Origin of the sequence: Actinoplanes sp. NPDC049316, assembly GCF_040677315.1 — a bacterium.
Taxonomy (GTDB): Bacteria; Actinomycetota; Actinomycetes; order Mycobacteriales; family Micromonosporaceae; genus Actinoplanes.
In genome coordinates this window covers 121,267-148,020 of record NZ_JBFAQM010000008.1, presented here as the reverse complement: position 1 = coordinate 148,020, position 26,754 = coordinate 121,267, and the positions used below count along the sequence as shown (strand labels likewise).

Sequence of the window (26,754 nt, the reverse complement as noted above, 5' to 3'; positions counted from 1 at the left end):
GAAACGCCCGGCGCCTCACGCGGAGGTGCCGGGCGTTCTGCACGCTGGCGGTGGTGAAGGGATTTGAACCCTTGGAGGGCTTGCACCCTCACACGCTTTCGAGGCGTGCTCCTTAGGCCGCTCGGACACACCACCGCGAAGTAGGTTACCCGACCGCTGCCGGGCTCCGCCGCCGGGTTCCCCCCGAAGCCGTCGGCGAGTCGCGTCAGCGCGTGGCGGGGGCCGAAGTGCCAGGTCGTGCCGCCTGCGTGCGGCTCGCCTGGCAGGATCTTCCGACATGAGTGTGCACATCGGCGCGCAGCCGGGCGACATTGCCGAGCGGGTTCTGCTTCCCGGGGATCCCCTGCGGGCGAAGTGGATCGCCGAGACCTTCCTGACGGATCCCGTCTGCTACACGCAGGTGCGGGGGATGCTGGGCTTCACCGGTACGTGGCAGGGGGTGCGGGTCTCCGTGCAGGGGTCCGGCATGGGCATGCCGTCCGCCTCGATCTACAGCCACGAGCTGATCAACGAGTACGGCGTCCGTTCCCTGATCCGGATCGGCTCGTGCGGGGCCATCACCGACGACCTGAATTTGGGCGACGTCGTGGCCGCGATCGGGTCGGCGACCGATTCGAACATGAACCGGGTGCGCTTCGACGGGCTCATCGACTATGCGCCGGTGGCCGACTTCGGGCTGCTGCGTACGGCCGCCGACGTCGCGGACCGCCGCGGGATCGCCATGCGGGTGGGTCCGATCCTGGCCGCGGACGCGTTCTACACCGACCGCCCCGACCTGTACGGCAAGCTGGCCGACTACGGGGTCCTGGCCGTGGAGATGGAGTCGGCCGCGATCTACACGATCGCCGCCCGGTACCGCGCGAAGGCTCTGACGATCCTGACGGTCAGCGACCACATCACGCGCGAGGAGCGGATGCCGGCCGAGGAGCGGGAGCAGGGCTTCTCGAACATGGTCCAGATCGGCCTGGACACCGCGATCGCCTGATCCGATCCCCGGGGCCGCGCCGACGCGAGCCCCGGCCGCGGGCCCCGGGCCGCCGACGCGAACCCCGGGCCCCGGGCCGCCGACGCGAGCGCGAGCCCCGGGCCGCGGCGCGGCGTCAGCCGCGGAAGAATCCCCGCATCTGCGCGGAGCATTCCGCTTCGAGGACGCCCGAGTACACGTCCGGCCGGTGGTTGAGGCGGCGGTCGCGGACCACGTCCCACAGGGACCCGACCGCCCCCGTCTTCGGCTCCCAGGCGCCGAAGACCAGCGTGCCGATGCGGGCCAGGACCAGCGCGCCGGCGCACATCGTGCACGGTTCCAGGGTGACCACGAGCGTGCACCCGTCGAGCCGCCACGCGCCGGTGACCTGGGCGGCGCGCCGCAGCGCCAGGATCTCGGCGTGCGCGGTCGGGTCGCCGGTCGCCTCGCGTTCGTTGCCGGCGGCGGCCAGCTCCGTACCGGACGGGTCGTAGACGACCGCGCCCACCGGCACGTCCTCCGGGGACGTGGCGGCGACGGAGAGGGCCCGCCGCATCCACGCCTCGTGCAGAGGACGGGCTCTCACGCCTCGCGGAGCTCTTCCAGCTCGTCCCCGCAGCCGAGCTTCTGGCAGATCTCCGCGGTCACGTCCGACGGCATCATGCCCTCGAGCCCGCAGAGCGCCAGCAGCCGGTGCGAGCTGATCCCCAGGTCGGCGAGGAGCTCGACGTCCCCGAGCGGGTCGGCGTCGGGGTCGGCGGCGGGCCGCTCGTCCTCGTCGTCGTCCCCGGCGCCGGACCGCGGCGCGGCCAGATCGTCGATCTCCAACGCCGGCGTCTCCACGTCGGCGAGCAGCAGCGCCCCGAGCCGCGACTCGTCGGCGTACGCCGAGTCGGACCCGAACACCCGCAGATCCTCGCCCTCGTCCAGGCGCAGGATGACCAGGTACTGGTCGTCGGCCTCGACGAAGAGCAGCGACAGCTCGGCGTCGGGCTCGGCGTCACGCAGCCGGTCCACGACCTCCTCGATGTCGGCCGCCCCGGTGAGCTCCACCTCGGACGCCGTCCAGCCGTTCTTGCCCCGGGCGACGGCGGCAGCGAAAGTCGACACGAATCCCCCCACGAACATGTGTTCTCAGCGAGTGACGGTAGCCCCTGCACCGGCCGCAGCGCAGCGCCACGCCCCGAAGGAGACAAAGACCGGCAGCTTCTTCCCCGAGTCCGGGCCACATGACAACATTGTTGTCATGTCCGTCGACCGGGGCGCCGCGCTGTACGGCCTCCTCCGCCACGTCCGCCCGCTGACGCTCAACTCCGCCCGCGTGGTCGAGGCGGCCGTGAAACCGCACGCCCTCACCGTCGGCATGCGCGCCGTTCTGGAGGTCCTGTCCGACCACGGTCCGGCGACCGTGCCGGCCATCGGCTCGCGTCTCGACCTCGCCCGGCAAGGCGTGCAGCGCCACGTCGACGACCTGGTCCGGCTCGGGCACGCCGAGATCCGCGCCAACCCGGCCCACCGGCGGTCCGTACTGGTCGCCCTGACCACGGAGGGCGCCGGCCTCATCGCCCGTATCCGCGACGACGAGCTGCACCACCTCGCGGCGATGGCGCCGGAGTGCACGCCGGAGGAGATCGCCACCGCGACCAAGGTGCTCCAAGCGCTGAGCCGGGACGTCCGGAAGCGGGCCGCCGGATGACCATCTTCGCCATGACCAGGGCCAACCGCCTGATGATCGCCGACGTCCTCGATTCCCTCGCCGAAGACCGGTGGGACCATCCGACGCTGTGTGCCGGATGGACAGTCCGGCACCTCGCGGCGCATCTCGTCCAACCCATGCTGATCGGATTCGGCCGGTTCTTCCTCACGGCGTTGCGCTACCGCGGCGACACGGACCGTACGGTCGATCACCTCGCCCGCCGCCTGGCCCGCCGCCCACCCGCCGAGCTGATCCAGCTGCTCCGCGAGCACGCCGGCGACCACGTCGATCCACCCCGCGTCGGCCCGATGGGGCCGTTCGCGGACACCTGCCTGCACCTGCGCGACCTGGCGCGCCCACTCGGCCTCGCCGCCGACGTACCGACCGCGCATTGGCGCACCCTGATGGACTACCTGACCTCACCGTCGGCCGCTCCAGCCCTGGTCCGTCCGGGCCGGCTGGCCGGCCTCCGCCTGATCGCGACCGACACCGACTGGACCTGGGGCTCGGGCGCGGACGTGACGGGCCCCATCGAGGCCCTGGCCATGGCCACGGCCGGCCGGTCGGCCGCCCTCGCCGATCTGGGCGGCCCGGGCGTCGCGAACCTGCGCTGATCCACGAGTACGGCCACAGCACAGCTGGACTGACACACGCCACCCCGCTGCCGTCCCGGCCTGATCACGCCGCCGGCCGGCCGCCGTCGGCTCGGCGCCCGGCGCCGTGGCGGTACTCGGTCGGTGTCACGCCGTGTTCGAGACGGAACTGCCGGTTGAAGTTCGACAGGTTGTTGTAGCCGCTGGAGCGGGCGATCGCGGTTATCGGGTCGTCGGTGAACGCCAGCATCTGGCGCGCCTTGGCGAGGCGGAGTTTGCGCAGGGTGTCGCTGAACGACTGTCCGGTGGCGCGGGCGAAGTAGCGGGAGAAGCCCGACTGCGACATGCCCACCCGGGCAGCGATGGAGGTCAGGCTGACCGTGCCGTTGAGGTTGGTCAGCACTTCCCGCATGGCGAGGTCGATGATCCTGGTCGCCTGATGGTCGCTCGGCGGGGCGATGCCCGGGCTGGCGAGCAGCCGGTATTCGTCGGCCGGGGCCTCGGCGAGGGTGCGGAGGAGCGCGGTGATGTGCTCGAGTCGCGCCATCCCGGAGCTGCCGCCGATCGCCAGGAGTTCGGCCGTACCACGTTCGGCGGATCGGCCGGAGTACTCGATGCCTCGCGCGGCGAGGGCCAGCAGCGGCTCCAGCGCGGCGAGTTCGGGGAGCAAGGCCCGCGCGTCCCTGATCCACTGCGGATGAAACTGGAAGACGACATCGCGGTCGGCGATGTGGGCACCGGGTTCGATGTCGCTGATCCAGTTGTGCGGCAGATGTGATCCGACGAGCACGAGTTGCCCGGGCGAGTATCTGCCGATCCGGTCGCCGACGATGTACCAGCCCGATCCGCGCTGCAGCAGATGCACTTCGAGCTCGGGGTGGTGGTTCCAGCGCGCGATCGGATCGGGGTAGCCGTGCATCAGCCAGCGGCCGGTCTGATCCGGTACGGCCGGGATGATCTCGCGCGCAGCGGTCTGGCCGACCAGCCGCCGGGCCCGTTCGACGTGAGAGTTCAAGTGCCGGCACCTCGCGGAGCGTTGCATATAAGTATCGGAACGTGTGATCCAGGGCACTAGTTTCGGTTATGAGGCCCATTTAACTTCGCTGTAACCAGCACGGCAACCAGTGAGGTGATGGGAATGGAGCCAAGGACTGATGCTTTCAGCCGTCGGCAGCTTCTGGCGGGCGGCGCCTCGCTCGCCGCGCTGATCGCGTTGCAGGCATGTTCCACCGGAGACGAGACAGAGACCCCGAAGGGCAGCGCCGGCGGCGGCGATCCCTGGAAGCAGTTCAGCGGCACCGCGATCAACTTCATCTCGGAGAACACCTCGCCGTCGGCCGCCATCGCGGCGAACCTGGCTCCGTTCGAGCAGCTGACGGGCATCAAGGTCAAGGTTCAGCAGATGGAGCTGGACAAGGTGGTGGAGAAGTGCAAGCTCGACTTCTCCTCCGGCACGGCGCAGAACCACGTCATCTACGCGGACCCGTACCAGATCCTCGCGCCGATGGCGGACGGACTGGCCGACCTCCGCCCGCTCATCGACAGCGGCAACTATCCCGCGGTCGAGAAAGGGCTCGGCGACTTCATCGACACCCAGCTGCAGGCGACGGGCTCGTTCATCGACGACAAGAAGATCTTCGCCCTGCCGTACGACGCGCCGACCATGATCCTGCACTACCGCAAGGATCTCTTCGCGAAGTACGGACCGCGGGCCAAGGCGGACCTCGGCTTCGACCCGACCCCGTCGGACTCCATGACGTGGCAGCAGTACCTCGCGGTCGCGAAGTGGTTCAACGAGAACGCCCGCGGCGACGTGGCGTACGGCATCGGCGCCCAGGCCAAGCAGCACGACGCGCTGCAGTGCGACTTCTCGAACGTGCTGTGGTCGTTCGGCGGGGACTACTTCGAGAAGGGGCAGAGCCTCGGCCTGCGAGGATCCGAGGAGCCCGGCGCCGTGACGGTCGGATCGGCGGCGGGCGTCGCTGCAGCCACGTTCTACCGCGACCTGCTCAAGGTGGCACACCCGTCGTCGACGACCTGGGACTGGACCGGCCTGGCCGACGCCTTCGTCGCCGGCGAGATCGCCATGTGCCCCAACTGGCACGAGTTCGCGGCCGGCGAGGAGAAGGCCTTCCCCGGCAACGTCGGGTACGCGCTGCTCCCCAAGGGACCGGCCCGCCGGGCGCACATCTTCGGCGGCACCGGCATCGGGATCAACGCCAACGCCAAGGGCGACGAACTCGGGGCGGCGTGGCTGTTCGTCAACTGGGCCACCTCGCCGCAGACCCAGCTGATGAGCCTGGGCTCGAAGGTGGGCGGCGGCACCCCGACCCGTACCTCCGTCTACGAGATGCCGGAGGTGAAGGCCGAGGAAGGCAAGAGCCCCTCCAAGTTCCCCAACATCCGTACGGCCGAGACCGTGCTGAAGGCCTGGCAGCCGGAGAACATCGGGCTGCGGCCGAAGGTCTCCCAGTGGGTCGAGCTGGACACGATCATCTTCACGGAACTGTCGAAGATGCTCACCCGTGGCGCCGACCCGGCCGCGACGATGGCCGCGATGCAGCAGCAGATGCAGAAGGCCATGCAGTGAGCGCCGGCCTCGACGCGGCGCCCCGCACGGCCTTGAGGGCCCGGGCGGTGCCACCGCCCCGCGCGGGACGGGTGAAGCGGCGAGTGCGGCCGCCCCGCGGGCTGAAGACCTTCGAGTTCGCGATGATGGCGCCGGCACTGACCGTGTTGTTCGTGTTGTCCTGGGTGCCGTTCGTGGTCCTGGTCGCCATGAGCTTCGCGAAGGTACGCACTCTCGGCGGAGTGTCACTGACCTTCACCGGGGCGGACAATTGGTCGGCGGTCCTGGGCGACGGCTCCATCTGGGCGTCCTGGGCCCGGTCGCTGGTCTATTTCGTCGCCATCGTCGGGCTGGAGATGGCGCTCGGGCTGGCCGTGGCACTCGTCCTGCATCAGCTGGTGCGGGCCCGGTCGGTGGTGCTGTCGGTCGTGCTGCTGCCGATGTTCCTGGCTCCGGTGCTGGTGGGGCTGCTCGGGCGGTTCATGCTCGACTCCACCATCGGCCTGTACGCCAAGATCTTGCAGGCCGTGGGCCTCGGTGACGACCTGCTCGCCTCGCCCTCGACCGCGCTACCGACGATCGTCTCCATCGACGTCTGGCAGTGGACCCCGCTGGTCGCCCTGATCCTGCTGGCGGGACTCACGGCGGTGCCACCCTCGACCCTGGAGGCCGCGACGGTGGACGGCGCCGGCTACTTCCGGACGCTCGTCGCGATCATCCTGCCGCAGATGAAGCCCATCATCCTGGTGGCGCTGCTGGTCCGGTCCATGGACGCCATCCGGTACTTCGACATCGTCGTCGCCACCACCAACGGCGGACCGGCCGACGCCACCAAGATCATTCCGATCAAGCTGTACGAGTTCGCCTTCCGGTTCAACAACCAGCTGGGTAAGGCCGCGGTGCTGGGCCTGACGATGCTGGTGTTCTCGATCGTCATGGCGCGGATCTTCCTGCGGTTCTTCGGGGACCGTCCGTCGGTCCCGGCGGGGGACGGAGGTGACCGGGGATGACCACCGCCGGAACCCCCGCCACTCGGTCGACGAGCCGATTGCTCGTACCCGTGCTGGCCGTCGTGATCGCCGTGTGGGCCGCGCTGCCCCTGCTGTGGATGCTGCTGACCGCGTTCAAGCCGGAGACGGCGATCCGTACGAGCCACCCGACGGTGAGCTTCGCTCCCACCCTGGACAACTTCCGGAACCTCTTCCTCGGCGGCAACCGGGTGGGTGCGTACCTGATGAACAGCTTGATCGTCACCGGCGTCTCGACCGTGGTCGCGGTGACCCTCGGCTGTCTTGCCGGATACGGCCTCGCCCACTGGGTGTCCCGGTACAAACGCGATGTCGCCTTCTGGGTCCTCTCCACGCGGATGGCGCCGATCGCCGCGGTTCTCGTCCCGCTGTTCGTCATGTTCCGCAGCGCGGGACTCGTCAACACGATCCCCGGGCTGGTCCTCGCCCACCTGAGCTTCAACCTGCCGTTCGCGATCTGGCTGATGTCAGCCTTCTTCGCCCGCATACCGGAGTCGGTCGAGGAGGCCGCGCTGCTCGACGGGTGCACCAAGTGGCGCCGGTTCCGCACGGTCTCCCTGCCCATGGCTCGCGCCGGCATCGTGACGACAACCGTCCTCTGCATGGTCTTCAGCTGGAACGACTACGCCTTCTCGTCGGCGCTGAGCGGACCGGACACGGCCACCTTGCCGCAGGCCGCCGGGGCCCTGGTGACCCAGAGCGGCATCGACTGGGGGCTGCTGTCGGCGCTCGCCGTCGTGGTCGCCGTACCCATGCTCCTCGCCGGCCTCGCGGTGCGGCGACACCTCGTCAGCGGGCTGTCCCTCGGCGCGGTCACGGGTGAGTGATCGCGGGCAAGCAGCCCCGTCCCATCGGAAGGAATCCGTCATGCGCGCTGCCGTTCTGCGTGAGCCCCTGGATCTGGTCGTCGAGGAACGGCCCGCGCCGCTGCCCGGACCGGGCGAGGTGCTGGTCCGGGTCACGGCGGTCGGGGTCTGCGGATCGGACACCCACTACTTCGACCACGGCCGGATCGGGGACTTCGTCGTCGAGGCGCCGCTGGTGCTCGGCCACGAGGCCGCCGGGGTGATCGAAGCCGTCGGTCCCGGCGTGGCCGACCGGCACGTCGGGCAGCGGGTGTCGATCGAGCCGGGCGTACCCGATCGCACCTGCCCGGAATGCCTGGCCGGGCGCTACAACCTCTGCCACCGGATGGAGTTCTTCGCGACGCCTCCGGTGGACGGAGCCTTCGCCGAGTTCGTCACCGTCCACGCCGCCTTCGCACACCCGGTGCCCGACGAGGTCAGCGACGATGCCGCGGCACTGCTGGAGCCGTTGTCGGTGGCCGTGTGGGCGTGCGAGAAGGCACGCGTACGCCCGGGCGATCGCGTGCTGGTCACCGGCGCCGGTCCCATCGGGCTGCTGGCTCTGCAGACCGCCCGCGCCTTCGGGGCCACCGACGTCACCGTGCTGGACGTCAACCCCGGCCGGCTCGAGGTCGCCCGGTCCTACGGCGCGACCCGAACCGTCGTGGACGACCGTGAACCGGCGCCGACCGTCCTGCTGGAGTGCTCCGGGTCCGCCGCGGCGGTCATGTCCGGTCTGCGCGCCCTGGACCGCGCCGGACGGGCGGTGCTGATCGGGATGGGCGCCGAGGAGGTCTCCGTCCCGGTGGCCCACCTGCAGGTGCGCGAGGTCGTTCTCACCGGTGTCTTCCGGTATGCGAACACGTGGCCGACCGCCATCCAGCTCGCCTCGTCGGGCCGGGTCGACCTGGATGGGCTGGTCACGGCCCACTACGGGCTCCAGGACACGCGGCTCGCGCTGACCGCCGCCCGGGATGTGCCCGGCTCGATCAAGGTGATCGTGCGCCCGCACCAGTGACGACGAAGAGATCACCCGAGAGCGGGACCGGACGCCGGGTGGGGCGGCAAAAGCCGCCTCGCCCGGCAACGGCCGCCGGAGAACCACTCATGCGTGCTGGTCGCCGGACGGCTTCCACTTCTGCATCCAGGGGCTGTCCGGCCAGTTCTCCGCCGCGGCCATGAGGGGGTACGCCGTACCGCCGTCGATCGCCTCGCGGATGATGTCCGCGTGGCCGGTGTGGCGGGCCGTTTCCTGGATGAGGTGGAGCAGGACCCAGCGCACCGACCAGTTGTCGAGGTCCTTGGGATTCCAGGGCACCGAGTGGTCCACCGGCACCGCCCGGCCGAGGTCCTCGATGCCCGCGATCGTCTCCTCGGTCTTCGCCGCGACGCGGTCGTATTCGGCGATCACGGATTCGAGTGTCTCGTCGCCGGTCAGGTGGAAGTTCGCGTTGTACGCCTCGTAGTCCACTTCGGCCGGCTGGAGGCGTACGGTGTCGATCCAGCCGTCCTCGGTGGCCGAGCAGTGTTTGATGAGGCCGCCCACGCTGAGCGTGCCGGCCGTCGGCGTGGCGCGCAGCTGGTCCGCGGTGAGGCCGTACGCGGTGAGTTTGAGGACGTAGCGTGCCTGCGCGAGGTAGGCGAGCAGACCCTCGCGTTCGTTGCTGATGGCTCCGACCTGGCCCGGCATGACTGTCTCCCGTCGTTCGCGGTTACCGGTTCAGCCTAGGAATCATTGCGGCCACTTACCGGCCGCAATCCGACGAGTCTCGGCTCGACCCCGACGATCCAGCCACCCGACCGCCCCCAGGCGAGGAGATTCCCAGGATCGACTTCTTCGGGTACGCCCGGAGCGGCCGGCCACGCACGCCGGAGTTCGCCGGGGCGGCGCAGCAGCGGGGTCAAGGCCTGCACCGGGTCGGGGGCGGTCAGCTCGCGGCCGTACGCGTCGAGGTCCTCGAGCACGGCCGCGAGGACCCGGCGTACGGCCGCCGCGTTGCCGCCGCACATGGCCGCGATGAGTTCGGCGCGGGTCGCCGCGACCCGGGTGCCGTCCCGGAAGGATCCCGCCGCCAGCGCTCCGGCGAGCGGGTTGTCCTCCAGCAGGTTGCTCAGCGCGGCGGCCAGCAGGTGCGGTACGTGGCTGATCCGCGCCACGGCCTCGTCGTGCTCGTCCGCCGTCGCCGGTACGACCCTCGCCCCGAGCGACGTGTAGAGCGCGGCGAGGCGCAGCCAGTCGTCGAGGTCCGTCTCGCCCGGTTCGAGGCAGAGCACCCAGGCGCAGCCGTCGAAGAGGTGCGGGTCGGAGGCGAGGAAGCTGGACGACTCCTTGCCGGCCATGGGGTGGCCGCCCACGTAGCGACGGCCCTTGAGCAGGTCGCGTACCGGGCCTTTGACCGAGGTGACGTCGGTGATGAGACCGGTGAAGCCCGCAAGGGCCGGCATGACCTCGGGAAGCGCGGGCAGCGGCACGGCGAGCACGACGATCTCGGCGTCCACGATCGCAGCCGGAATGTCATCCGCCACGCGCCAGCCGGGATTCTCCACACCCGCCGCGGAAGCCGCCGCCTGCCGGGTGGCTTCGCTGACGTCGTACCCGGTGACCTGGTGGCCACGGGTGGCGAGAGCTCGCAGGAGGGAGCCGCCGATGAGACCGAGACCGATGACCGTGACGTTCACGCCGGTGACTGTCGCACATCGCGTGGAACATCAGCCGTACGGTGGTGTGACTTTTAGTCCGTTTCGTCACTAGATAACCCATGTCAATGCGGTTACGTTCGGGGCGTGACGTACAGGGGCAAACTTCGCAAGCAGTGCATGGTGGTCCTCGGGGCGCTGACCGTGGCCGTCGCCGCGGTCGCCGGGCCGGCCCAGGCCGCGCCGGCGCAGTTCTCGGACGCCGTGCCGGGCTTCAACGGGACGGTGCGGGCGGTCGCCTACTCGGGCGGCACGATCTACGTGGGCGGCGACTTCACCTCGGCGGTGGTCAAGGGCAAGAGCATCGCCCGCACCCGGCTCGCCGCGGTCAACGCGTACACCGGGGAGCTGCTGCCCTGGGCGCCCACGGCGGACGGCCGGGTCAAGGCGATCGCGGTCAGCGGGTCGAGCGTCTACATCGGCGGCGAGTTCACGTACGTCAGCGGGCAGAAACGGGACAGCCTCGCCCGGCTCGACGCCACCAGCGGCGCGGTCTCCACCACGTTCAAACACGCGATCGACGGCAAGCCGTACGCCCTCGCCGCCGCCAACGGCCGGCTCTACCTGGGCGGCACGATCACCAAGGTCAGCGGCCAGGCCCGGACCCGGCTCGCGGCGTTCGACCTCAACACCGGCGCGCTCGACACCAAGTGGAAGCCGGTCGTCGACGACCAGGTGGAGTCGCTCGCCACGGCCTCCGGCCGGATCTACGTCGGCGGCAAATTCCACAAGGTCAACAGCACCAGCGGGTACGACCGGCTCGTCGCCCTCGACCCCACGTCGGCGGCGATCGTCACGGGGTTCAAGCCCAAGCCGGCCGTCATCGTCTTCGGGATCGCAATCACCGCGGACAGCGTCTACACCGCGCACGGCGGCCAGGGCGGCACGGCCACCGCGTACACCCTCACCGGCGCGAAGCGGTGGAGCGCGACCTTCGACGGCGACGCGCAGGCGGTCACCACCCTCGGCGACACGGTCTACGTCGGGGGCCACTTCGACAACGCCTGCCGCACCGCGCGCACGGGAACCCAGGGCGTCTGCCTCGACGGCTCCGACCAGCGCGTCAAGCTCGCCGCCCTGGACATCACGGACGGCCACCTGCGCGACTGGACCGCGAACGGCAACGGCATCGAAGGCGTCCTGACGATGGCCGTCAACCCGGGACTCGGGGCCTTCGTGGCGGGCGGCGCCTTCACCACGATCAACGGGGTGTCCCAGAAGCGTCTCGCACAGTTCAGCTGAGCCTCACCGCAGAGCAGGGCCGCATCCTCGGGCGACGGATGCGGCCCTGCTGCATCACGCCCCGGCTCTGCGGTTGTCGGGCCTCTGCGCCCGTACCTCAGGCTCGGCAGTTGTTGGCGTTCTTCCAGGCCTTGACCTTCGCGACCGGGCTCTTGCGGCCGCCCTTGCGCCACGAATCCAGGTACGGCGCCGGCCAGATCACGCCGCGGCGCACCTTCCAGTCACCGACCTTCGCGCACGGCGGCGAGATGCCGTAGTGCAGGTGGCAGACGCCGTTGGCGTTGCCGGTGTGGCCCACCTTGCCGAGCAGCTGACCGGCCTTGACGCGGACGCCCTTCTTGATGCCGGTCTGCACCTTGCTCAGGTGCGAGCCGTAGTAGCGCACGCCGTCGTCGCCGAGCAGCGACACGGACAGGCCGCCGTTGAGCGGGCCGTCCGGGCGGCCCTTCACGTACTCGTCCTTGAGGCTGATCTCGAGCACGACCCCGCTGGTGGTGGCCACGACCTTCTGGCCGCAGTCGGCGAAGATGTCGGTCGCCGGATACTTCGAGTGGGTCGGGTGATATGCCACATTCGACGCCTTCACCGGGAAGACGTATGTGACGGCGACCGGGGCCACCGGCTTCTTGGACGGCGTCTTCGACGGCGTCTCGGGCACGCTGACGTTGCCGGCGGCCGCGGGCGACGCCGCGGACTCCGGCGCCCCGGACGCGGCGGCGGACGCCGTGGGCTCCACGAACTGCGGCGTCGCGGCCGCCGACGGCCCGTCGCCCGGCGTGCCGCAGGCGGCGAGCGAGAGCGCGGTGACGGTCAGAACCGAGAGGGTACGCAGGGAAAGCACCGCGCCATCCTGACAGAAGTCGCCCGGCTCCGCAGACCCGCAGCTCGCCGGACGGGGTCCGCCCGGCGTCCAGGCGCGCCCGTCCGCGGCGGCGCGTGGGTGCGGCTTCCGCGCCCGACTCGGACGCGGGCGCGGACGCGGCCTCCCAGCCGGGCTTCGGGCGCGGACGCGGCCTCCCAGCCGGGCTTCGGGCGCGGACGCGGCCTCCCGGCCGGGCTTCGGGCGCGGACGCGGCTTCCCGGCCCGTTCGGGCGCGGGCGGTGGATAGGGTTCGGGAGGGACTTCGTCGACGAGCCTCGAGGGGCGGGCATGAGCGAGCACGCGGGATGGGCCGGGAGCACACCGCCGGCCGGATGGCTGCCGCACGTGCGCACGCCGGAGCCGCTGCCCGGCCTGCCGCCCCGCCCGGTGTACCGCGAGGCGCACCGGATCCGCACGGGCCCGCTGCTCAGCGGCGCCGGCGCGGCGGCCCTCTGGTTCACGCTGTTCGGCAGCCTTGGCCGGGACCTGTTCGGCTACGCCTGGTGGACGATCGGGGCGGCGGTGTCGGCGTGGTTCGCGGCGGCCGTGCTGACGCTCCTCGGCGACCGCGGCGTGGCCGTCGGCGTGGCCCTCGCGAGCGGTGTCGGCCTATCGATAGCCGCCGGTTTCGTCGGTGCGAGGTGGATCACTACCAACGACTGGCCGCTGTGGTGAATGTCCAGCTCTGCGGCGGTCTGTCATTGACGAACCGTACGCCTGCCGTGGCGCAACGCACTCGGCCTTGACGAACGCCGAACGGCTTCGGCACTCTCGGCGCATGGCCCACGTACCGCAGCGACTCGACCCCGACCGTCGCCGTCGCCGGCTCGAGCTCCTCGCCGCTCTGGCCGACGCGAAGTCGGCCCGCGAACTGAGCCAGCCGCAGCGCCTGCGCGGCGCCCGCATCCGCGAGCTGATCGCCAACCGGCGCCGTCTCGCCAACTGATCCTCCGCCGCGGCCACCGCCGCCGCGGCTGTGCGGAACCGCTCCCACTGCCGGCTGGGTCCGTCTCCGCTGCGCCCGCGCCGAATCGCCTCCGCCGCCGCCCAACGGGAGCGGCGCTGCCGTGCGGGACCAGCGCTGCCGGGCAGGACCCGCGCCAGCGAACAGGACCGCTACCGCCGAGCGGGACCGCACACTGTCGGGCGGGACCAGCGCCGCCGGGCAGGACCAGCGCCGCCGGGCAGGACCAGCGCTGCCGGGCAGGACCGGCGCTGCCGGGCGGGACCGGCGCCGCCCGGCACCAGCGCCGCGAACTGGAACGTGACGCCGCGGCCTTCGGACCACTCCCGCCGTGGCTACCCAGGGCCGTTTCCCCGCGCCCGTGCGGTGCCTCCGCCGCCGCCGTCGGGCGGAACCGGCCCCCGGCGCCCGCCTCCCGGACCCTGCAGGGCCGCCCTCCGCGACCGCGCTGCCCGCTCCCGCGGCCCCAGCGCTCCGGTCGAAGCTCCTCACCGCGCTTCCACGCGAGACCTCGCGATCCACGCGGACCGCTTCCGGTCAGGGCTTCTCCCCCCGGTCCAGGCGGATCACCCGCCGGTCCGTGACGATCGCCGTTACCAGGTCGTGCGGCGTCACGTCGAAGGCCGGGTTGACCGCCGCCGAGTACGCCGTCACCTCGGCCGCGCCCCGGTCCTCGATCTCCACCGCCGCCCCGTCCGGGGTGTCCAGGTCGACGGTGGTCTCCGGCGCCACGACCACGAACGGCACCCCGGCCCGGCGCGCGCCGAGGGCGTGGGCGTACGTGCCGACCTTGTTGATGACGTCGCCGTTGGCGCAGATCCGGTCCGCGCCGAGGATGACCGCGTCGGCTTCGCCGCGGGCCAGCAGGAACGGCCCGGCCGAGTCGACCGCGACCCGGAACTCGATGCCGGCCTGCTCCAGCTCCCACGCGGTGAGCCGGGCGCCCTGCAGCAGGGGGCGGGTCTCGCTGGCGATGACCCCCGACAGGGATCCCCGCCGCTGCAGCTCGACCACCACACCGAGGGCTGTGCCGCCGACGACCGCGGCGAGCCCGCCGGTGTTGCAGTGGGTCAGCACCCGCGGCGGCCCGCCGCACAGCTCCACCATCAGGTCGGCGCCGAGCGCGGCCATCGCGGCCGAGGCGGCGATCTCCTCGTCGCGGACCGCGCAGGCCTCGGCGAGGACGCCGTCGAACCCTTCCTCGAGCCGTGCGGCGGCCCGGCGCACCCCGCGGGCGAGGTTCACGGCGGTGGGCCGGGCGACCTCGACGTCGCGTACGGCCGTGGCGAGCCCGGCCGGGTCGCAGGCGAACTCCCGGGCCGCGAGCGCTACCCCGAAGGCTCCGGCGACACCGAGCGCCGGGGCGCCCCGTACGGCGAGCGACCGGATGGCGGCCACGAGGTCGGCGACCGTGGTGACGCGCAGGATCCGCAGCTCACCGGGGAGCGCCGTCTGATCGATGAGCTCGACGGCCCCGTCCACCCAGTCGATCGTGCGCATGTGCGTTCCATCCTGCGAAGACATGGATGCACTCACAGCCGGGCGAGGGCCTTCCGCAGCGGGTCCAGCCCGAGCGATCCCAGGTTCAGCGCGTCCCGGTGGAAGTCCTTCAGGTTGAAGGCCGCCCCCTTGCGGGCCTTGGCGTCCTCCCGGGCCTGGAGCCAGATGCGTTCGCCGACCTTGTACGACGGCGCCTGCCCCGGCCAGCCCAGGTAGCGCTTCCACTCGAAGCGGAGCACGTCCTCCTGCATGCGGCAGTGCTGGCGGAGGAACTCCCAGCCCAGCTCGGGCGTCCAGCGTTCGCCGGGGTGGAAGCCGAACGGATTGTCGCGGGGGATCTCGAGCTCGAGGTGCATGCCGATGTCGACGATGACGCGGGTGGCGCGCAGGGCCTGGCTGTCGAGCATGCCGAGGCGGTCACCCGGGTCGGCGAGGTAGCCGAGGTCGTCCATGAGGCGTTCGGCGTACAGGGCCCAGCCCTCGCCGTGGCCGGAGCACCAGCAGAGCAGCCGCTGCCAGCGGTTGAGCAGGTCGGCACGGTAGATCGTCTGGCCGATCTGGAGGTGATGGCCGGGCACGCCCTCGTGATAGACCGTCGACGTCTCGCGCCAGGTGGAGAATTCGGTCTGGCCCTCGGGCACGGCCCACCACATGCGGCCGGGGCGGCTGAAGTCCTCGCTCGGCGCGGTGTAGTAGATGCCGCCGTCGCTGGTGGGGGCGAGGCACGCCTCGACCGTGCGGACCGCCGGCGGGATGTCGAAGTGGGTGCCGTTGAGCTCGGCGACGGCCTTGTCGGCGACGGACTGCATCCAGTCGCGGAACGCCTCCTTGCCGGGGATGCGCCGGGCCGGGTCGGCGTCGAGGACCTCCACCGCGCGGTCCACCGTGGCGCCGGGGCCCGCGATCTCGGCGGCGACCGCGCGCATCTCGCGCTCCAGCCGCGCGAGCTCCTCGAAGCCCCAGGCGTACGTCTCGTGCTGGTCGACCTTCGCGCCGAGGAAGTACTGCGAGGCGCGGGCGTACCGGTCGGGTCCCGCCGCCTGCTTGTCGCGGCCGTACGGCGCGAGCTCCGTGCGCAGGAACTGTCCGAAGCCCGCCGTGGCCGCCGTGGCCGCGGCCGCGTTGCGTTGCAGGTCGGCCAGCATCGCGCCGTCCGCGCCGAGCCCGTCGGCGAGGGTGTGGAAGACGTTGTCGCGCTGCGGGTCCGCCCAGGTGGCGCACTGCTCGGCGACCTCGAGCAGCTGCACCCGCGCGCTCACGTGGCCGCGGCGGGCCTCCTCGAGGAGGGTGCGCTGATACTGCTCGAGGGCGCGGGGGAACGCGCCGAGCCGGGCGGAGATGTCGGCCAGCGCCTCCTCGCCCTGGACCGGCATCAGGTCGAAGACCATCCGCAGGCCGTGCACCGAGCTGGAGATGACGTTGACCTCGCTGGCCGTGTCGCCGGACTCGTAGCGGGCCAGGTCGAGGCCGAGCCGCTCCTGCATGGCGTCCTTGGCGACGTTCTCGGCCTCGGTCTCCGGGTCGATCAGATCCAGCTCGGCCAGGGTGCGGCGGACGAGGTCGGCCTGGGCCGCGAAGCCGTCGGGCGACAGGTCGTCCAGCTCGTGATCGTGGCCAGGCACGCCGATGAAGGTCGCGCCGGTCGGGTTGAGCGGCGCCCATTCGTCGACGTAGCGGTTGGCGAGGTCATCAATCTGTCCCACGCGCCGACCATACGGGAGACCTCCGACAGATTTCTGTACTTATTCCGCCGCCGAGTGACCCGCCGTCCACTCGAGCAGGCGCTCGGCGGACCAGGTGTTCACGACCCGGTCGGCCGGTACGCCGCACAGCGCCGCGCGCTCACACCCGTACCGTTGCCAGTCGAGCTGTCCCGGTGCGTGGGCGTCGGTGTCGATGCTGAAGAGGCACCCGGCCTCGACCGCGACGGTGAGCATCCGCTTCGGCGGATCGAGCCGGTCCGGGCGGGAGTTGATCTCCACGGCCTTGCCGTGCTCGACGCAGGCGGCCAGCACCTTGTCGAGGTCGAACGTGCTGGGCGGCCGGGTACGCCCGCCGCGGTGCGCCCGGTCCCCCTCGCCGGCCGCGGACACCTTGCGCCCGGTCATGTGCCCGAGGATGTCGAGGTGCGGGTTCGCGATGGCGGCCAGCATGCGGCGCGTCATCTTCGGCGACTCGTCGCGCAGGTTGCTGTGCACCGACCCGACCACCACGTCGAGGCGGGCGAGCAGCTCGTCCTCCTGGTCCAGCGAACCGTCGGCCAGGATGTCGACCTCGATCCCGGTGAGGATGCGGAAGCCGTCGGGCAGCGCGTCGTTGAGCCGTGCCACGTAGTCGAGCTGTTTGCGCAGCCGGTCGGCGGTGAGACCACGTGCGACGGTCAGCCGCGGGGAGTGGTCGGTGAGCACCAGGTACTCGTGACCGACCTCCACCGCGGCGAGCGCCATCTCCTCGATCGGCGAGCCGCCGTCGGACCAGTCCGAGTGCGCGTGGCAGTCGCCGCGCAGCGCCTGGCGCAGGGCGGCGGCCGCGCCCTGCAGGTCGGTGCCCTCGGTCGTCTCGAGCCGGCGCAGGTACACCGGCTCCTCGCCGGCGAGCGACTCGGTGATGCACCGGGCGGTCACGTCGCCGACGCCGGGGAGCTTCGCCAGCGTGCCCTCGGCCGTACGCTCGGCGAGCTCGGCGGCCGGCAGCGCCGCGACCGTCTTGGCCGCCGACCGGAACGCGCGCACGCGGTACGTCGCCTCGTTCGCCCGTTCCAGCAGGAACGCGATGCGCCGCAGGTCGGCGGCCGGATCACGGGATGCCATGCCGCCCAGCGTAGGGCCTGTCCCGCCGATCACGGCCGTCATGATCGGCAGAACCGGCCCCACGGCTCAGCGGCGTCCCACCGCCCGGTGGACCTCCTCCTTGGCCTGCGTGAACGTCCGCGCCGGGGAGGGGAAGTACTCCCACGGCATCCGGGTCGGGGTGTCGCCGATCGCGTCGAAGTGGGCGACGGCCGCCCGGTGGTCGCCGGCGAGCGTGAGGGCCAGCGCGAACCATCCGTGCGCGGCCCGGTGGCCGGGTCCGTCGCGGAAGGCGGGGTGGAGCACGGACTTCTCGGCGGCGGCCCGGATCTCCGCCACCACCTCGGGCCGTCGCAGGTGCCGCTCGCCGGGATCCTGCAGGTGCTGTTCGAAGTGGGCGACGGCCACGAGTGAGCCGAGCGAGCAGCCCGGCGGCATCTCGGCGACCGTGTCGCGGGCGAACGTCAGAGCGAGTTCGTCGCTGCCGCCCCACTTGGCGCACTTCTGCTGGAGCAGCTTGTGGTGTGCCGAGCGGTGCCAGCGGTGTCGTGCGGTCACCTCTTTGAAGCGGCGCTCGGCCTCCGGGAGGCCGAGCTGTCGGCCGATCGCCGTCTGGATGAGCTGGGCCCAGATGTTGGCGTCGCCCGGGTCGCGGGCGAGCGCCTCGTCGAGGTTGTCCTCGGCCACCTTGAGCCGCCGGAAGAAAACGGCGAACTGCTCCTGCGAGACGTACTTCGCCTGCTTGGACGTCCGCGCCTCCCACGCCCAAGCGGTGAAGTGACAGCCCTTGACCAGGTACGGCAGCGCGGAACCCGGCTCGGCCGCCACCCACTCGTCGATCCACGGCTGGGCCCCCTCGAGGTCGGTGACGACCCCAAGGTAGAAGTTCCGCAGGTCGGTGTCGGTGACCCGGTCCAGCGTGGCGCCCACCGTACGCCAGTCGCCGCGGCGGGCCGCCGCATCCAGCATGCGCGCTGTCTCGTCGCCGGCGTTGTCGTCGAAGACCACCTTCGGGGCCTTCCCCCGGAACGGCCACATGTCGATTTCCTCCCCCGTTGTTCGGACCGGGATCGTAGAGCGTGGGCTGCGCGGGCCGGAAGGGGGTTGCTGGGCAAAGATCGGTATCGGTATCTTCCTCGCGCCGCGCGGCCGGATCGGCCGCCGGGACCGCGGCTGGGCGCGCGGTCTCACGGGGGAAGGAACACCGGAGATGTTTCGTGCTGCCGCATCCGTGGTGATGCTGCTGGGCTTCTACGTCGTCGCTCTCATCCAGCTGGTCGCCGTGCTGGCGCTGGTCGTGTGGATCTCGGTGGAGGCCAACGCCGGCGTCGGGATCAAGCTGGGCTTCCCGCTGCTGCTCGCCGTGGGAGCCACGGTGGTCGGGCTGTGGCGGGCCATCCGTACGCGGCCGGAGCCGATGCACGGGCTCGTCGTCTCACCGCAGCAGGCGCCGGAGCTGTGGGACACGGTGCGCGCGCTGGCTGCCGAGGTCGGCACGCGTACGCCCGACGAGATCCGCCTGGTGCCCGAGGTGAACGCCGCGGTCAGCGAGGACACCAAGCTGCTGGGCCTCATCGGCGGCCGGCGCCGGCTCTACCTCGGCATGCCGCTGCTGCAGGCGTTGTCGGTGGATCAGATGCGCTCGGTCGTCGCGCACGAGCTGGGCCACTACTCGGGGCGGCACACCCGGCTCGGCGCGGTGGCGTACCGGGGCCGGCTGGCGATCGGCGGCACGGTCAGCCGCATCGGCCGGTGGAACCCGGTGGGCATGGTGTTCCGGGGCTACGCGCGGCTGTACCTGCTCGTCGACAACGCCGCCTCGCGGCGCCAGGAGCTCGACGCCGACCGCGCGTCCGTCCGCGTCGCGGGTCCCGAGGTCGCCATGTCGGCGCTGCGCGAGCTCCCGGTCATCGACGCGGCGTGGGACTTCTACTTCGGACGGTACGTGGCCCAGGGCTGGGAGGCCGGGTACGCGCCGGACGACTTCTTCGGCGGGTTCGGGCAGCTCTTCGCCGCCCGTGGTGACGAGCTGGCCGAGCTGCGTGACCGGGAGCCGGAGGAGCACCGGTCGCGCTGGGACACCCACCCGTCGACGGCTGAGCGGATCGCGGTGATGCGTACGGCGCCGCAGGCCGCGCACCCGGTCGACGGCCGGCCCGCCGCCGCCCTGCTGCCCTCGGTCCGCGAGGCCGGGATCGCGCTGCAGCGTGAGGTGGTCGACGTCGGCAACCGGCAGGTGCTGCCCTGGCCGCAGTTCGCCGCCGCGGCGGCGACCGCCCGGCTGCAGCGCAACGCCGACCGCATCTTCCGGTCGCTGGGCCGGCTCACCGGCGCGCCCGACCCCGGTCTGGGCACGTTGTTCGACCTGGTCACCGCGGGACGCCTCGGCGAGCTGGCGGAAGAGTTCTTCCCGGACGCGACGCGCAAGGAAGCGGCGCTCAAGTTCGCCGGCCCCATGGACATGCTGTTCGCTCTGGCGGCGATCCGCTCCGGCACGGCGTTCTGGCGGCACTCGTGGTCGGGCCCGGCGCGGCTGACCGACGCGCACGGCGCGGAGCTCGACTTCGAGGAGATCGCCAAGCTCGCCGTCTCCCCCGAGACGATCGGCGAGGCCCGGTCCCGGCTGGCCGAGCTGGGCGTCCACGTGGAGGCGGCCGGCATCATCGAGCGCAGGGCCTCGGCGAGCGGGTCGGACGTCATCGCGGCGATGGCCAACCTCAAGGTCGACGGCGCGCACACCGACCTGGTGCTGCTGGACCGCGGGTTCCTGTTCGTCCCCGGCCCCAAGTCGACGGACAACGGCAAGAAGCGGCTGCAGGAGCTGCTGTCGTCGGCGCCGATCGAGGACCTGGCGGCGCGGTACCGCTTCGTGCCGTTCGAGGAGGTGCGCGGGGCCACCGTCACGAAGCGCACGCCGGCGCGGGCCGACCTGCGGATGCACGACGGCACGGTCATCGCGATCGAGGAGCGCTGGACGGGCGAGCAGCTCGGCGACAGCCGCGAGACCTTGCTGAAGGTTCTGGACCGCTTCGCCCGGGAGTCCGACGGCTGACCCGCCCTTCGGCCGCGTCGAAGGTCCGAAAGCCGCCACGGAGATCCGAAAGCCCGCCCGTTGCTCCACCGGGCGGGCTTTCTCATCCGTGCGTCCGAAATGTGGGACAAAAACTGTATCCGAGTGACTACTCAGAGCGACGCTGAGCCATTACGTGATGCAGTCTTTACCGGTCAGTAACACGAAACGGACAGAACAGCGTACTCCATTGTGGAAGCCGCGCCGCCGCCGGGGTTCCACTCGGGCAGCGAGCCACCACGGGCGCGGACGCTCCCGCCCACCAGCGGGGACCTCCCTGGTGAAGCGCGGTTCCGGAACCACCTACGACCTGGTAGCCCCGCGGTCCATCCTCCGATCAGCCGAGCCAAAACTGACCCTAGGAAAGGGGTCACATGATTTTTTCTCGGATAGATTGACCCGGATCGGTGCGCTTGCACGGCTACGGAGGGTAGCCGCCGAACCGGCCCATCGCGGGCGCATGGTGGAGGAATTGGCGATGTCAGTCTCGGTGGAGAACCGGCGAGCCCGGACGCGGTCCGTGCTCGCGACTGTTTTGACGCTTTTGATACTCGTGCCGGCGGGCATCCTGTTCGCCCGGGTCTGGGACGACGTCTCCGGCCGCAAGGACAGCACCCGGCTCGAGCAGAAGGGCGTCGAGTACCTGACCGCCCTCGGACCGCTGGTCAGCGCGCTCACCGAGGCCCAGTCCTCGGCGCTGTCCGGCGTCGCCACACCGCCGAGCTCGCTGACGGCCGCCGTCGCCGGTGTGTCCGCGGTGGACCAGCGGCTCGGCGCGGAGCTGCGGACCCGGGACAGGTGGAGCGGCCTGAAGCAGCGCATCGACCTGCTCCCCAAGGCCACCGGCGGCCCGCTCGCCGTCTACCAGGCCCACGTCGAGGTCGCCGACCTCACGCTGGCCCTCTACGACGCGGTGCGCAACAACTCGGAGCTCGCCCGCGACCCCGACAACGACGTCTCGCACCTGCAGCAGGCGGTGGCCGACGATCTGCCCGTCGCGGTCGTGCAGATGAGCCGCATGAGCGACCTGAGCCAGCTCGTCGCCAAGGCCGACGAACAGCAGCGGGCCCAGCTCGGCCCGCAGTTCGGCGCCGCGGTGGCCGAGGTGAACACCTCGGTCAACAGCCTCACCGACAACCTGCAGGCGGCCGTCGACGACACCAACAGCACGACGCTGAGCGGCAACCTGGTCAGCGGCCTGGACGCGTTCCGCCGCGGCGTCGAGCTGCTCACCCGCGGCGCCAACCCGACCGGCGCGCCGAACGCCTCCACCATCGCCACGGCGCAGACCCGGCTGCAGGTGTCGCTCGGCAACCTCGCCGGCATCACGACCCGGGAGATGACGCGGCTGCTGGACGACCGGCTCGACAGCCTCGGCTACCGCACGCTCGAGACGCTCGCCGCCGGCATCGCGGCGGTCCTGCTGGCCCTCGCCGCGATCATCCTGCCGCTGACCGGCCGGCGCCGGGCCGGCGACGGGCAGCCCTCGTCCGGACGGGTCCCCGGCGAGTCCACCCGCGACATGACGGTGGGGCCGGCCGGTGCCGACCTCGGCGGCCAGGTGCCGTCGTACGGCGACGCCACCCCGACACGGCGGGAGCGATCCGGTGCTCTTCGGTAAGTTCCGCATCCTCGGAAAGCTCACGCTGCTCGTGCTCGTACCCCTCATCGGGGTCGTGGCGCTGGCCGTGCCGATCGTCGTCAACCGCGTCGACGTCGCGCGCGGCGCCCAGGACACCTCCGACGCCGTCCAGCTCGCCACCCGGGTCGGGTCGGCGGTCCAGGAGCTGCAGGAGGAACGCCTGCTCTCGGTGGGCTACATGTTCGGCCTGGTCCAGGAGCCGGAGCTGGCGGTGCAGACCGCCAAGGCGACCGACCGCATCCAGGGGCTCAAGCACCTCGACGAGCCGCTCTCGGCCGACCTGACCAAGGCCGTCGACAACATCTCCAAGCTCTCCAGCACCCGGACCGGCGTGCTCGACCGGTCCATCCGGCCGGACCTGATCGTCAGCGACTTCAGCGCCGTGATCAACCAGATCATCGACGCGCTCGGCCTGTCCCGGAAGGCGGACCTGACCACCTCGACGGGCCGGCAGATGTACGCCCTCGAGCAGGCCCTCCGCAGTGACAACATGATCAGCGAGGCGTCCGGATACCTGGCCGCCGCCGTGGTGACCAAGAACGCCGGGCTGGTCCGCCTGTTCTACTCGACGCTGCTGCAGCTGCAGTTCGTCATCACCAACGCGCGGCCTTACTTCACCGACGCGCAGTACAAGCTCTACCTCGGCGCCCAGGACGCCTTCGCCTCACGCGTGGGCACCCGATTCCTGGTCGAGGCGGCCACCGACCCGGACAACGCGATCAAGCAGCTGGGCATCCAGACGCTGTTCCCGTCGCTGCGGTCCGTCATCGTCCTCGGCGGCTTCGTCGAGAAGCGGGTCGCCGCGGACGTGGACACGGTCGTGACGAGCAACCGCAACGACGCGCTGCGTACCGCCGCGCTGGTCGGTGGCGGCTCGCTGCTCCTGCTGCTGCTGGTGGTCGCGCTGTCGCTGTTCATGGCCCGCGCGGTCGCCCGGCCGCTGCGCCGCCTGACCTCCTCCGCCGAACGGATCGCCCGCACCGCCGAGGCGGAGCTGGAACGCGTGGCCGACGACGAGTACGAGGCGTCCCGGCCGATCCGTCTGGACCCGGTCGACGTGGAGGCCCGCGACGAGATCGGCGACCTGGCGCGCGCGTTCGACCGCGTACAGACCACGGCCGCCCGGCTGGTGGAGCGGCAGGTGCTCGGCCGCCGCAACGTCGCCCAGATGTTCGGACACGTCGGGCGGCGTACGCAGAACCTGGTCGGCCGCCAACTCGCGCTGATCGACAACCTCGAGCGCCGCGAGACCGACACCGACCGCCTCGGCGACCTCTACCGGCTCGACCACATGTCCAGCCGTCTGCGCCGCAACGCGAGCGCGCTGGTCGTGCTCTCCGGTGGTGCCGGCGCGAACGATCATATGGCGCCGCTGCCGCTGTCCGACGTCGTACGCCTCGCCCTCGGTGAGATCGAGGACTACACCCGCGTCGACGTGGAGGTGCCCGAGGAGATCGTGGTCGTGCCCGCGGTCGTGGCCGACCTGACGCTGCTGCTCGCGGAGCTGATGGAGAACGCGACGTCGTTCTCCCCGCCGCACACCCGCGTCACGGTCACCGCGGCGGAGCTGCGGGGCGGCGCCCGCCTGGCGGTCGTCGACCACGGCCTCGGCCTGGCCCCGGAGCGCCTCGCCGAGGAGAACGCGCGGCTCACCCGCCGCGAACGCCTCGACCTGGTGCCCAGTGAGGTGCTCGGCCTGTTCGTGGTCGGCCGCCTCGCCCGGCGGCACGGCATCGAGGTCACCCTCACCGACACCGCCGACGGTGGCGTCACTGCGTGGGTGGACCTGCGGCCGGCGCACCTCGTGGCCCGGCCGGAGGCGATGCCCGTACCAGTCTCCCCGATCCAGGCGACCGTCCCCAGCATGCACAGCGAGTTCGCGCCGCTGATCGCCGGCGGGTCCGCGCGGTCCGTGCCGGGCAGCGCCCAGCCGTTCGACGCCAACGTGCTGACCCGGGCCACCCGGACCCTGGAGGCGGCCCGCAGCTGGAACGCCTTCGCCGTACGGGCCGTCGCGCCGGAGCTGGAAGCGGCCCCCGCCGACCACCAGGTCTACGAGGCCACCCCGGTGGCGGGACGGTTCCCGGCCGCGCTGCCGGAGCTGCCCGCGGCCGGCCGGTTCTCCGGACCGCAGCACCCCGTGATCGACGCCCCGGTGGTGCTGCCGGCATCGGCGTCGGCGTCGGTGGAGGCCCTGTACCAGCGCCCGCAGCCGGCGGCTCAGCCCATGTCCCCGGCGCAGCCGGCGGCTCGGCCCGTACCTCCGGCGATCGTGCCGCAGCCGCGCACGAGCCCGGAGTCGCGCAACGGCACCGCAAGTCCGCTGCGCCGGCGCATTCCCGGCAGCCAGTTGCCGGCCGAGACCGGCCCCAAGCTGCCCGCTGCGCCGCCGACCCCGGACGACGCGCTCGCGGCCCGGGAGGCGTTCGACGCCTTCGAGGCCGGCGTGTCCCGCGCCCAGTGGGACGTCATCGAGCAGGACATGTCGGCGCCGCCGGCGGTGGGTCACCCGCCGCTGACCCGGCGGGTGCCCGGCGCGACGCTGCCGGTCAGCGAACCCATGAACCCGACCCCGCCGGCCACGCCGGCCCAGCCGCTCGATCCGGACGCCGCCCGGGCGCTCATGGAGCAGTTCGAGTACGGCGTAGCCCGAGCCATGCAGGACAGCCAGCCACAACACGAGGGACAACCGCGATGACTTCCCCCTACTCCACCGACACCGGCAACGGGCGCGACTACGCGCAATCCCAGCTCAGTGCGGAGGCGAAGACCTTCAACTGGCTGCTGGACTCGTTCACGTCCGGCACCGCGGGCGTCGTCGAGGCCATCGCCGTGTCCTCCGACGGCCTGCTGATGGCGATGTCGGCGATCAAGGACCGGCCGAACGCCGAGCGCCTCGCGGCGGTGGTCTCCGGTCTGACCAGCCTCGCCGGCGGCGCCGCCAGCTGGTACGCGCTGGGCAGCCTGAACCGGGTCATCATCGACATGGCCGACGGCTACCTGCTGGTCACCGCGATCAGCGCCGGCTCGGTGCTCGGCGTCATCGCCGACCGTACGGCCAACCTGGGCACGCTCGCGTACGAGATGACCCTCTTCGCCACCCGTGCCGGCGGTGCCCTCAGCCCGCGCCTCATCGCTGAATTGAAGAACGCCGTTCAGCAATGAGATTCCCGGCCGACCCCGACGACCCGGACCACCCGGCGACAACGGGTGTCCGGCCGTTCCTGCGCGCCACGGGCCCCGGCGTGCCGCACGACCCGCCGCCGGCCCAGCTTCCCGGGCCCGCGCCCGGGGAGCCGCCGCCCGGCGAGCACGCGACGGCGCTGCGGCCCTTCGTCATCACGTCCGGCCGGGTCGCGGCCGCCGATCCGGACATCGGACTGGAGACGCAGGTCAGCGCGCACCCCGGCGCGGCGAGCGCGCGGCTGTCCCCGGAGCAGCGGGCCATCGTGCACCTGTGCGGCGAGCCGCTGTCGGTGGCCGAGATCTCGGCCCGGCTGCGGCTGCACTTCGGCGTCACGCGGATCCTGGTCGGTGATCTGCGGGCCGCCGGCCACCTGGACGTACACGTGTTGGAGAACGATTTCCCCGACCCCGAGACCATCATGCGAGTGATCCGTGGACTTCGATCCATTTCCTGACCGCCGCGTCGTCGGCACCGCGCGCGTACCGGGCGCGCCGCAGCGGACCGCGCCGCCGGTGCCGGTCAAGATCATCGTTGCCGGCGGCTTCGGGGTCGGCAAGACGACGACCGTGGGCGCCATCTCGGAGATCTCGCCGCTGACCACCGAGGCCGAGATGACCATGGAGTCGGTCGGCGTCGACGACCCGGGCCAGGCCACGGCCAAGACCACCACCACGATCGCGATGGACTTCGGCTGCGTCACGATCGACCAGACGCTCAAGCTGTACCTGTTCGGCACGCCGGGCCAGTCGCGCTTCGCGTTCATGTGGGACGACCTCGTCCGCGGCGCGCTGGGCGCGCTCGTGGTGGTCGATACGTCCCGGATCGACGACTGTTATCCCGCGGTGGATTATTTCGAGCGCGCCGGGCTTCCGTTCGTCGTCGGGGTCAACACGTTCAACGGGCAGGCGGGCTACAACCTCGACGAGGTGCGCTGGGCGCTCGCCGTCCGCGAGGACGTGCCGGTTCTGCAGTTCGACGCCCGTTTCCGCGGCTCCGTGCGGGATGCCCTGCTCGTGGTGCTCGATCAGGCCCTCGACAAGGCCATGCGGATGCGATCGTCGTAAGGTGTGCGCCGAGTCGCTGGTCGCCCGGTTCACAAACCGCCC

26 protein-coding genes and 1 tRNA gene are annotated in these 26,754 nt (G+C 71.7%); 16 read left to right on the top strand and 11 right to left on the bottom strand.

Going from position 1 to position 26,754, the window contains the following annotated elements; translation table 11 throughout:
* Positions 1 to 45: 45 nt before the first annotated feature.
* Positions 46 to 135: transfer RNA gene (locus AB0K03_RS15155), tRNA-Ser, on the bottom strand.
* A 142-nt stretch (positions 136 to 277) separates the two neighbouring features.
* Between AB0K03_RS15155 and deoD the strand changes: the two genes are divergently transcribed.
* Positions 278 to 985 (top strand): purine-nucleoside phosphorylase, encoded by a 708-nt coding sequence (deoD, locus tag AB0K03_RS15150; protein WP_364684581.1) that lies wholly within the window; start codon positions 278 to 280, stop codon positions 983 to 985.
* Between the two features lie 115 nt (positions 986 to 1,100).
* Here deoD and AB0K03_RS15145 read toward each other — a convergent pair whose 3' ends face one another.
* Both AB0K03_RS15145 and AB0K03_RS15140 read right to left on the bottom strand, forming a co-directional pair.
* The gene (locus AB0K03_RS15145) at positions 1,101 to 1,520 is read right to left on the bottom strand and encodes a nucleoside deaminase (protein WP_364684868.1); all 420 of its coding nucleotides are present in this window, start codon (positions 1,518 to 1,520) and stop codon (positions 1,101 to 1,103) included.
* A 26-nt stretch (positions 1,521 to 1,546) separates the two neighbouring features.
* Positions 1,547 to 2,074, bottom strand: a complete 528-nt coding sequence (locus AB0K03_RS15140; protein ID WP_364684579.1) for a tRNA adenosine deaminase-associated protein — start codon at positions 2,072 to 2,074, stop codon at positions 1,547 to 1,549.
* 136 nt (positions 2,075 to 2,210) lie between these two features.
* Between AB0K03_RS15140 and AB0K03_RS15135 the strand changes: the two genes are divergently transcribed.
* Complete coding sequence (locus tag AB0K03_RS15135) at positions 2,211 to 2,660, top strand: MarR family winged helix-turn-helix transcriptional regulator (RefSeq protein ID WP_364684577.1); 450 nt, start codon at positions 2,211 to 2,213, stop codon at positions 2,658 to 2,660.
* 11 nt (positions 2,661 to 2,671) lie between these two features.
* Positions 2,672 to 3,274, top strand: a complete 603-nt coding sequence (locus AB0K03_RS15130) for a maleylpyruvate isomerase family mycothiol-dependent enzyme (protein ID WP_364684575.1) — start codon at positions 2,672 to 2,674, stop codon at positions 3,272 to 3,274.
* A gap of 64 nt (positions 3,275 to 3,338) precedes the next feature.
* Here the strand turns inward: AB0K03_RS15130 and AB0K03_RS15125 are convergent, their stop codons facing one another.
* Entirely contained in the window at positions 3,339 to 4,268 is a 930-nt protein-coding gene (locus AB0K03_RS15125) for an AraC family transcriptional regulator (RefSeq protein WP_364684573.1), read from the bottom strand.
* A 123-nt stretch (positions 4,269 to 4,391) separates the two neighbouring features.
* Here AB0K03_RS15125 and AB0K03_RS15120 point away from each other — a divergent pair, with 123 nt between their 5' ends.
* From AB0K03_RS15120 to AB0K03_RS15105, 4 genes are all read left to right on the top strand, one after another.
* On the top strand, positions 4,392 to 5,843 hold the full coding sequence (locus tag AB0K03_RS15120; RefSeq protein WP_364684571.1) for an extracellular solute-binding protein: 1,452 nt from the start codon (positions 4,392 to 4,394) through the stop codon (positions 5,841 to 5,843).
* 83 nt (positions 5,844 to 5,926) lie between these two features.
* Positions 5,927 to 6,832 (top strand): sugar ABC transporter permease, encoded by a 906-nt coding sequence (locus AB0K03_RS15115; RefSeq protein WP_364684569.1) that lies wholly within the window; start codon positions 5,927 to 5,929, stop codon positions 6,830 to 6,832.
* On the top strand, positions 6,829 to 7,677 hold the full coding sequence (locus AB0K03_RS15110; protein WP_364684568.1) for a carbohydrate ABC transporter permease: 849 nt from the start codon (positions 6,829 to 6,831) through the stop codon (positions 7,675 to 7,677). Before AB0K03_RS15115 ends, AB0K03_RS15110 begins: the two co-directional genes overlap by 4 nt.
* A 40-nt stretch (positions 7,678 to 7,717) precedes the next feature.
* The gene (locus AB0K03_RS15105; RefSeq protein WP_364684567.1) at positions 7,718 to 8,713 is read left to right on the top strand and encodes an NAD(P)-dependent alcohol dehydrogenase; all 996 of its coding nucleotides are present in this window, start codon (positions 7,718 to 7,720) and stop codon (positions 8,711 to 8,713) included.
* An 87-nt stretch (positions 8,714 to 8,800) separates the two neighbouring features.
* On the opposite strand, the gene AB0K03_RS15100 is transcribed toward AB0K03_RS15105, so the two are convergent.
* Both AB0K03_RS15100 and AB0K03_RS15095 read right to left on the bottom strand, forming a co-directional pair.
* A complete protein-coding gene (locus AB0K03_RS15100) occupies positions 8,801 to 9,385 on the bottom strand; it encodes a DinB family protein (RefSeq protein ID WP_364684565.1) in 585 nt (194 codons plus the stop codon).
* 35 nt (positions 9,386 to 9,420) lie between these two features.
* The gene (locus AB0K03_RS15095) at positions 9,421 to 10,374 is read right to left on the bottom strand and encodes a prephenate dehydrogenase/arogenate dehydrogenase family protein (protein WP_364684564.1); all 954 of its coding nucleotides are present in this window, start codon (positions 10,372 to 10,374) and stop codon (positions 9,421 to 9,423) included.
* Positions 10,375 to 10,479: 105 nt separating this feature from the next.
* Here AB0K03_RS15095 and AB0K03_RS15090 point away from each other — a divergent pair, with 105 nt between their 5' ends.
* Entirely contained in the window at positions 10,480 to 11,634 is a 1,155-nt protein-coding gene (locus tag AB0K03_RS15090) for a hypothetical protein (RefSeq protein ID WP_364684563.1), read from the top strand.
* A 97-nt stretch (positions 11,635 to 11,731) separates the two neighbouring features.
* Here AB0K03_RS15090 and AB0K03_RS15085 read toward each other — a convergent pair whose 3' ends face one another.
* On the bottom strand, positions 11,732 to 12,475 hold the full coding sequence (locus AB0K03_RS15085) for a M23 family metallopeptidase (protein ID WP_364684562.1): 744 nt from the start codon (positions 12,473 to 12,475) through the stop codon (positions 11,732 to 11,734).
* Between the two features lie 309 nt (positions 12,476 to 12,784).
* Here AB0K03_RS15085 and AB0K03_RS15080 point away from each other — a divergent pair, with 309 nt between their 5' ends.
* Together AB0K03_RS15080 and AB0K03_RS15075 are read left to right on the top strand one after the other, a co-directional pair.
* Positions 12,785 to 13,171 carry a hypothetical protein gene (locus AB0K03_RS15080; RefSeq protein ID WP_364684560.1) on the top strand — a complete coding sequence of 129 codons (387 nt, stop codon included), beginning with the start codon at positions 12,785 to 12,787 and terminating at the stop codon, positions 13,169 to 13,171.
* Between the two features lie 103 nt (positions 13,172 to 13,274).
* Complete coding sequence (locus tag AB0K03_RS15075; protein WP_364684558.1) at positions 13,275 to 13,442, top strand: hypothetical protein; 168 nt, start codon at positions 13,275 to 13,277, stop codon at positions 13,440 to 13,442.
* Positions 13,443 to 13,997: 555 nt separating this feature from the next.
* Here AB0K03_RS15075 and mtnA read toward each other — a convergent pair.
* The 4 genes from mtnA to AB0K03_RS15055 all read right to left on the bottom strand — a co-directional run bounded on the left by mtnA (position 13,998) and on the right by AB0K03_RS15055 (position 18,787).
* Complete coding sequence (gene mtnA, locus AB0K03_RS15070; protein ID WP_364684557.1) at positions 13,998 to 14,960, bottom strand: S-methyl-5-thioribose-1-phosphate isomerase; 963 nt, start codon at positions 14,958 to 14,960, stop codon at positions 13,998 to 14,000.
* A 32-nt stretch (positions 14,961 to 14,992) separates the two neighbouring features.
* Positions 14,993 to 16,663, bottom strand: a complete 1,671-nt coding sequence (locus AB0K03_RS15065) for a DUF885 domain-containing protein (protein ID WP_364684555.1) — start codon at positions 16,661 to 16,663, stop codon at positions 14,993 to 14,995.
* 39 nt (positions 16,664 to 16,702) lie between these two features.
* Positions 16,703 to 17,770, bottom strand: a complete 1,068-nt coding sequence (locus AB0K03_RS15060) for a PHP domain-containing protein (RefSeq protein ID WP_364684553.1) — start codon at positions 17,768 to 17,770, stop codon at positions 16,703 to 16,705.
* A gap of 66 nt (positions 17,771 to 17,836) precedes the next feature.
* On the bottom strand, positions 17,837 to 18,787 hold the full coding sequence (locus AB0K03_RS15055) for a hypothetical protein (protein ID WP_364684551.1): 951 nt from the start codon (positions 18,785 to 18,787) through the stop codon (positions 17,837 to 17,839).
* A gap of 172 nt (positions 18,788 to 18,959) precedes the next feature.
* On the opposite strand from AB0K03_RS15055, the gene AB0K03_RS15050 reads away from it, so the two are divergent.
* The 6 genes from AB0K03_RS15050 to AB0K03_RS15025 all read left to right on the top strand — a co-directional run bounded on the left by AB0K03_RS15050 (position 18,960) and on the right by AB0K03_RS15025 (position 26,712).
* The gene (locus AB0K03_RS15050) at positions 18,960 to 20,801 is read left to right on the top strand and encodes a M48 family metallopeptidase (protein ID WP_364684549.1); all 1,842 of its coding nucleotides are present in this window, start codon (positions 18,960 to 18,962) and stop codon (positions 20,799 to 20,801) included.
* A 571-nt stretch (positions 20,802 to 21,372) separates the two neighbouring features.
* Positions 21,373 to 22,440: a hypothetical protein gene (locus tag AB0K03_RS15045; RefSeq protein ID WP_364684547.1), complete on the top strand. Its 1,068-nt coding sequence runs from the start codon at positions 21,373 to 21,375 to the stop codon at positions 22,438 to 22,440.
* Positions 22,427 to 25,159 carry a nitrate- and nitrite sensing domain-containing protein gene (locus tag AB0K03_RS15040; RefSeq protein WP_364684545.1) on the top strand — a complete coding sequence of 911 codons (2,733 nt, stop codon included), beginning with the start codon at positions 22,427 to 22,429 and terminating at the stop codon, positions 25,157 to 25,159. The genes AB0K03_RS15045 and AB0K03_RS15040 overlap by 14 nt, the downstream gene beginning before the upstream one ends.
* Complete coding sequence (locus tag AB0K03_RS15035) at positions 25,156 to 25,626, top strand: roadblock/LC7 domain-containing protein (RefSeq protein ID WP_364684543.1); 471 nt, start codon at positions 25,156 to 25,158, stop codon at positions 25,624 to 25,626. The genes AB0K03_RS15040 and AB0K03_RS15035 overlap by 4 nt, the downstream gene beginning before the upstream one ends.
* Positions 25,623 to 26,102, top strand: coding sequence for a DUF742 domain-containing protein (locus AB0K03_RS15030; protein WP_364684541.1), 480 nt, complete (start codon positions 25,623 to 25,625; stop codon positions 26,100 to 26,102). Before AB0K03_RS15035 ends, AB0K03_RS15030 begins: the two co-directional genes overlap by 4 nt.
* Entirely contained in the window at positions 26,080 to 26,712 is a 633-nt protein-coding gene (locus tag AB0K03_RS15025) for an ATP/GTP-binding protein (protein ID WP_364684539.1), read from the top strand. Before AB0K03_RS15030 ends, AB0K03_RS15025 begins: the two co-directional genes overlap by 23 nt.
* Positions 26,713 to 26,754: the final 42 nt, after the last annotated feature.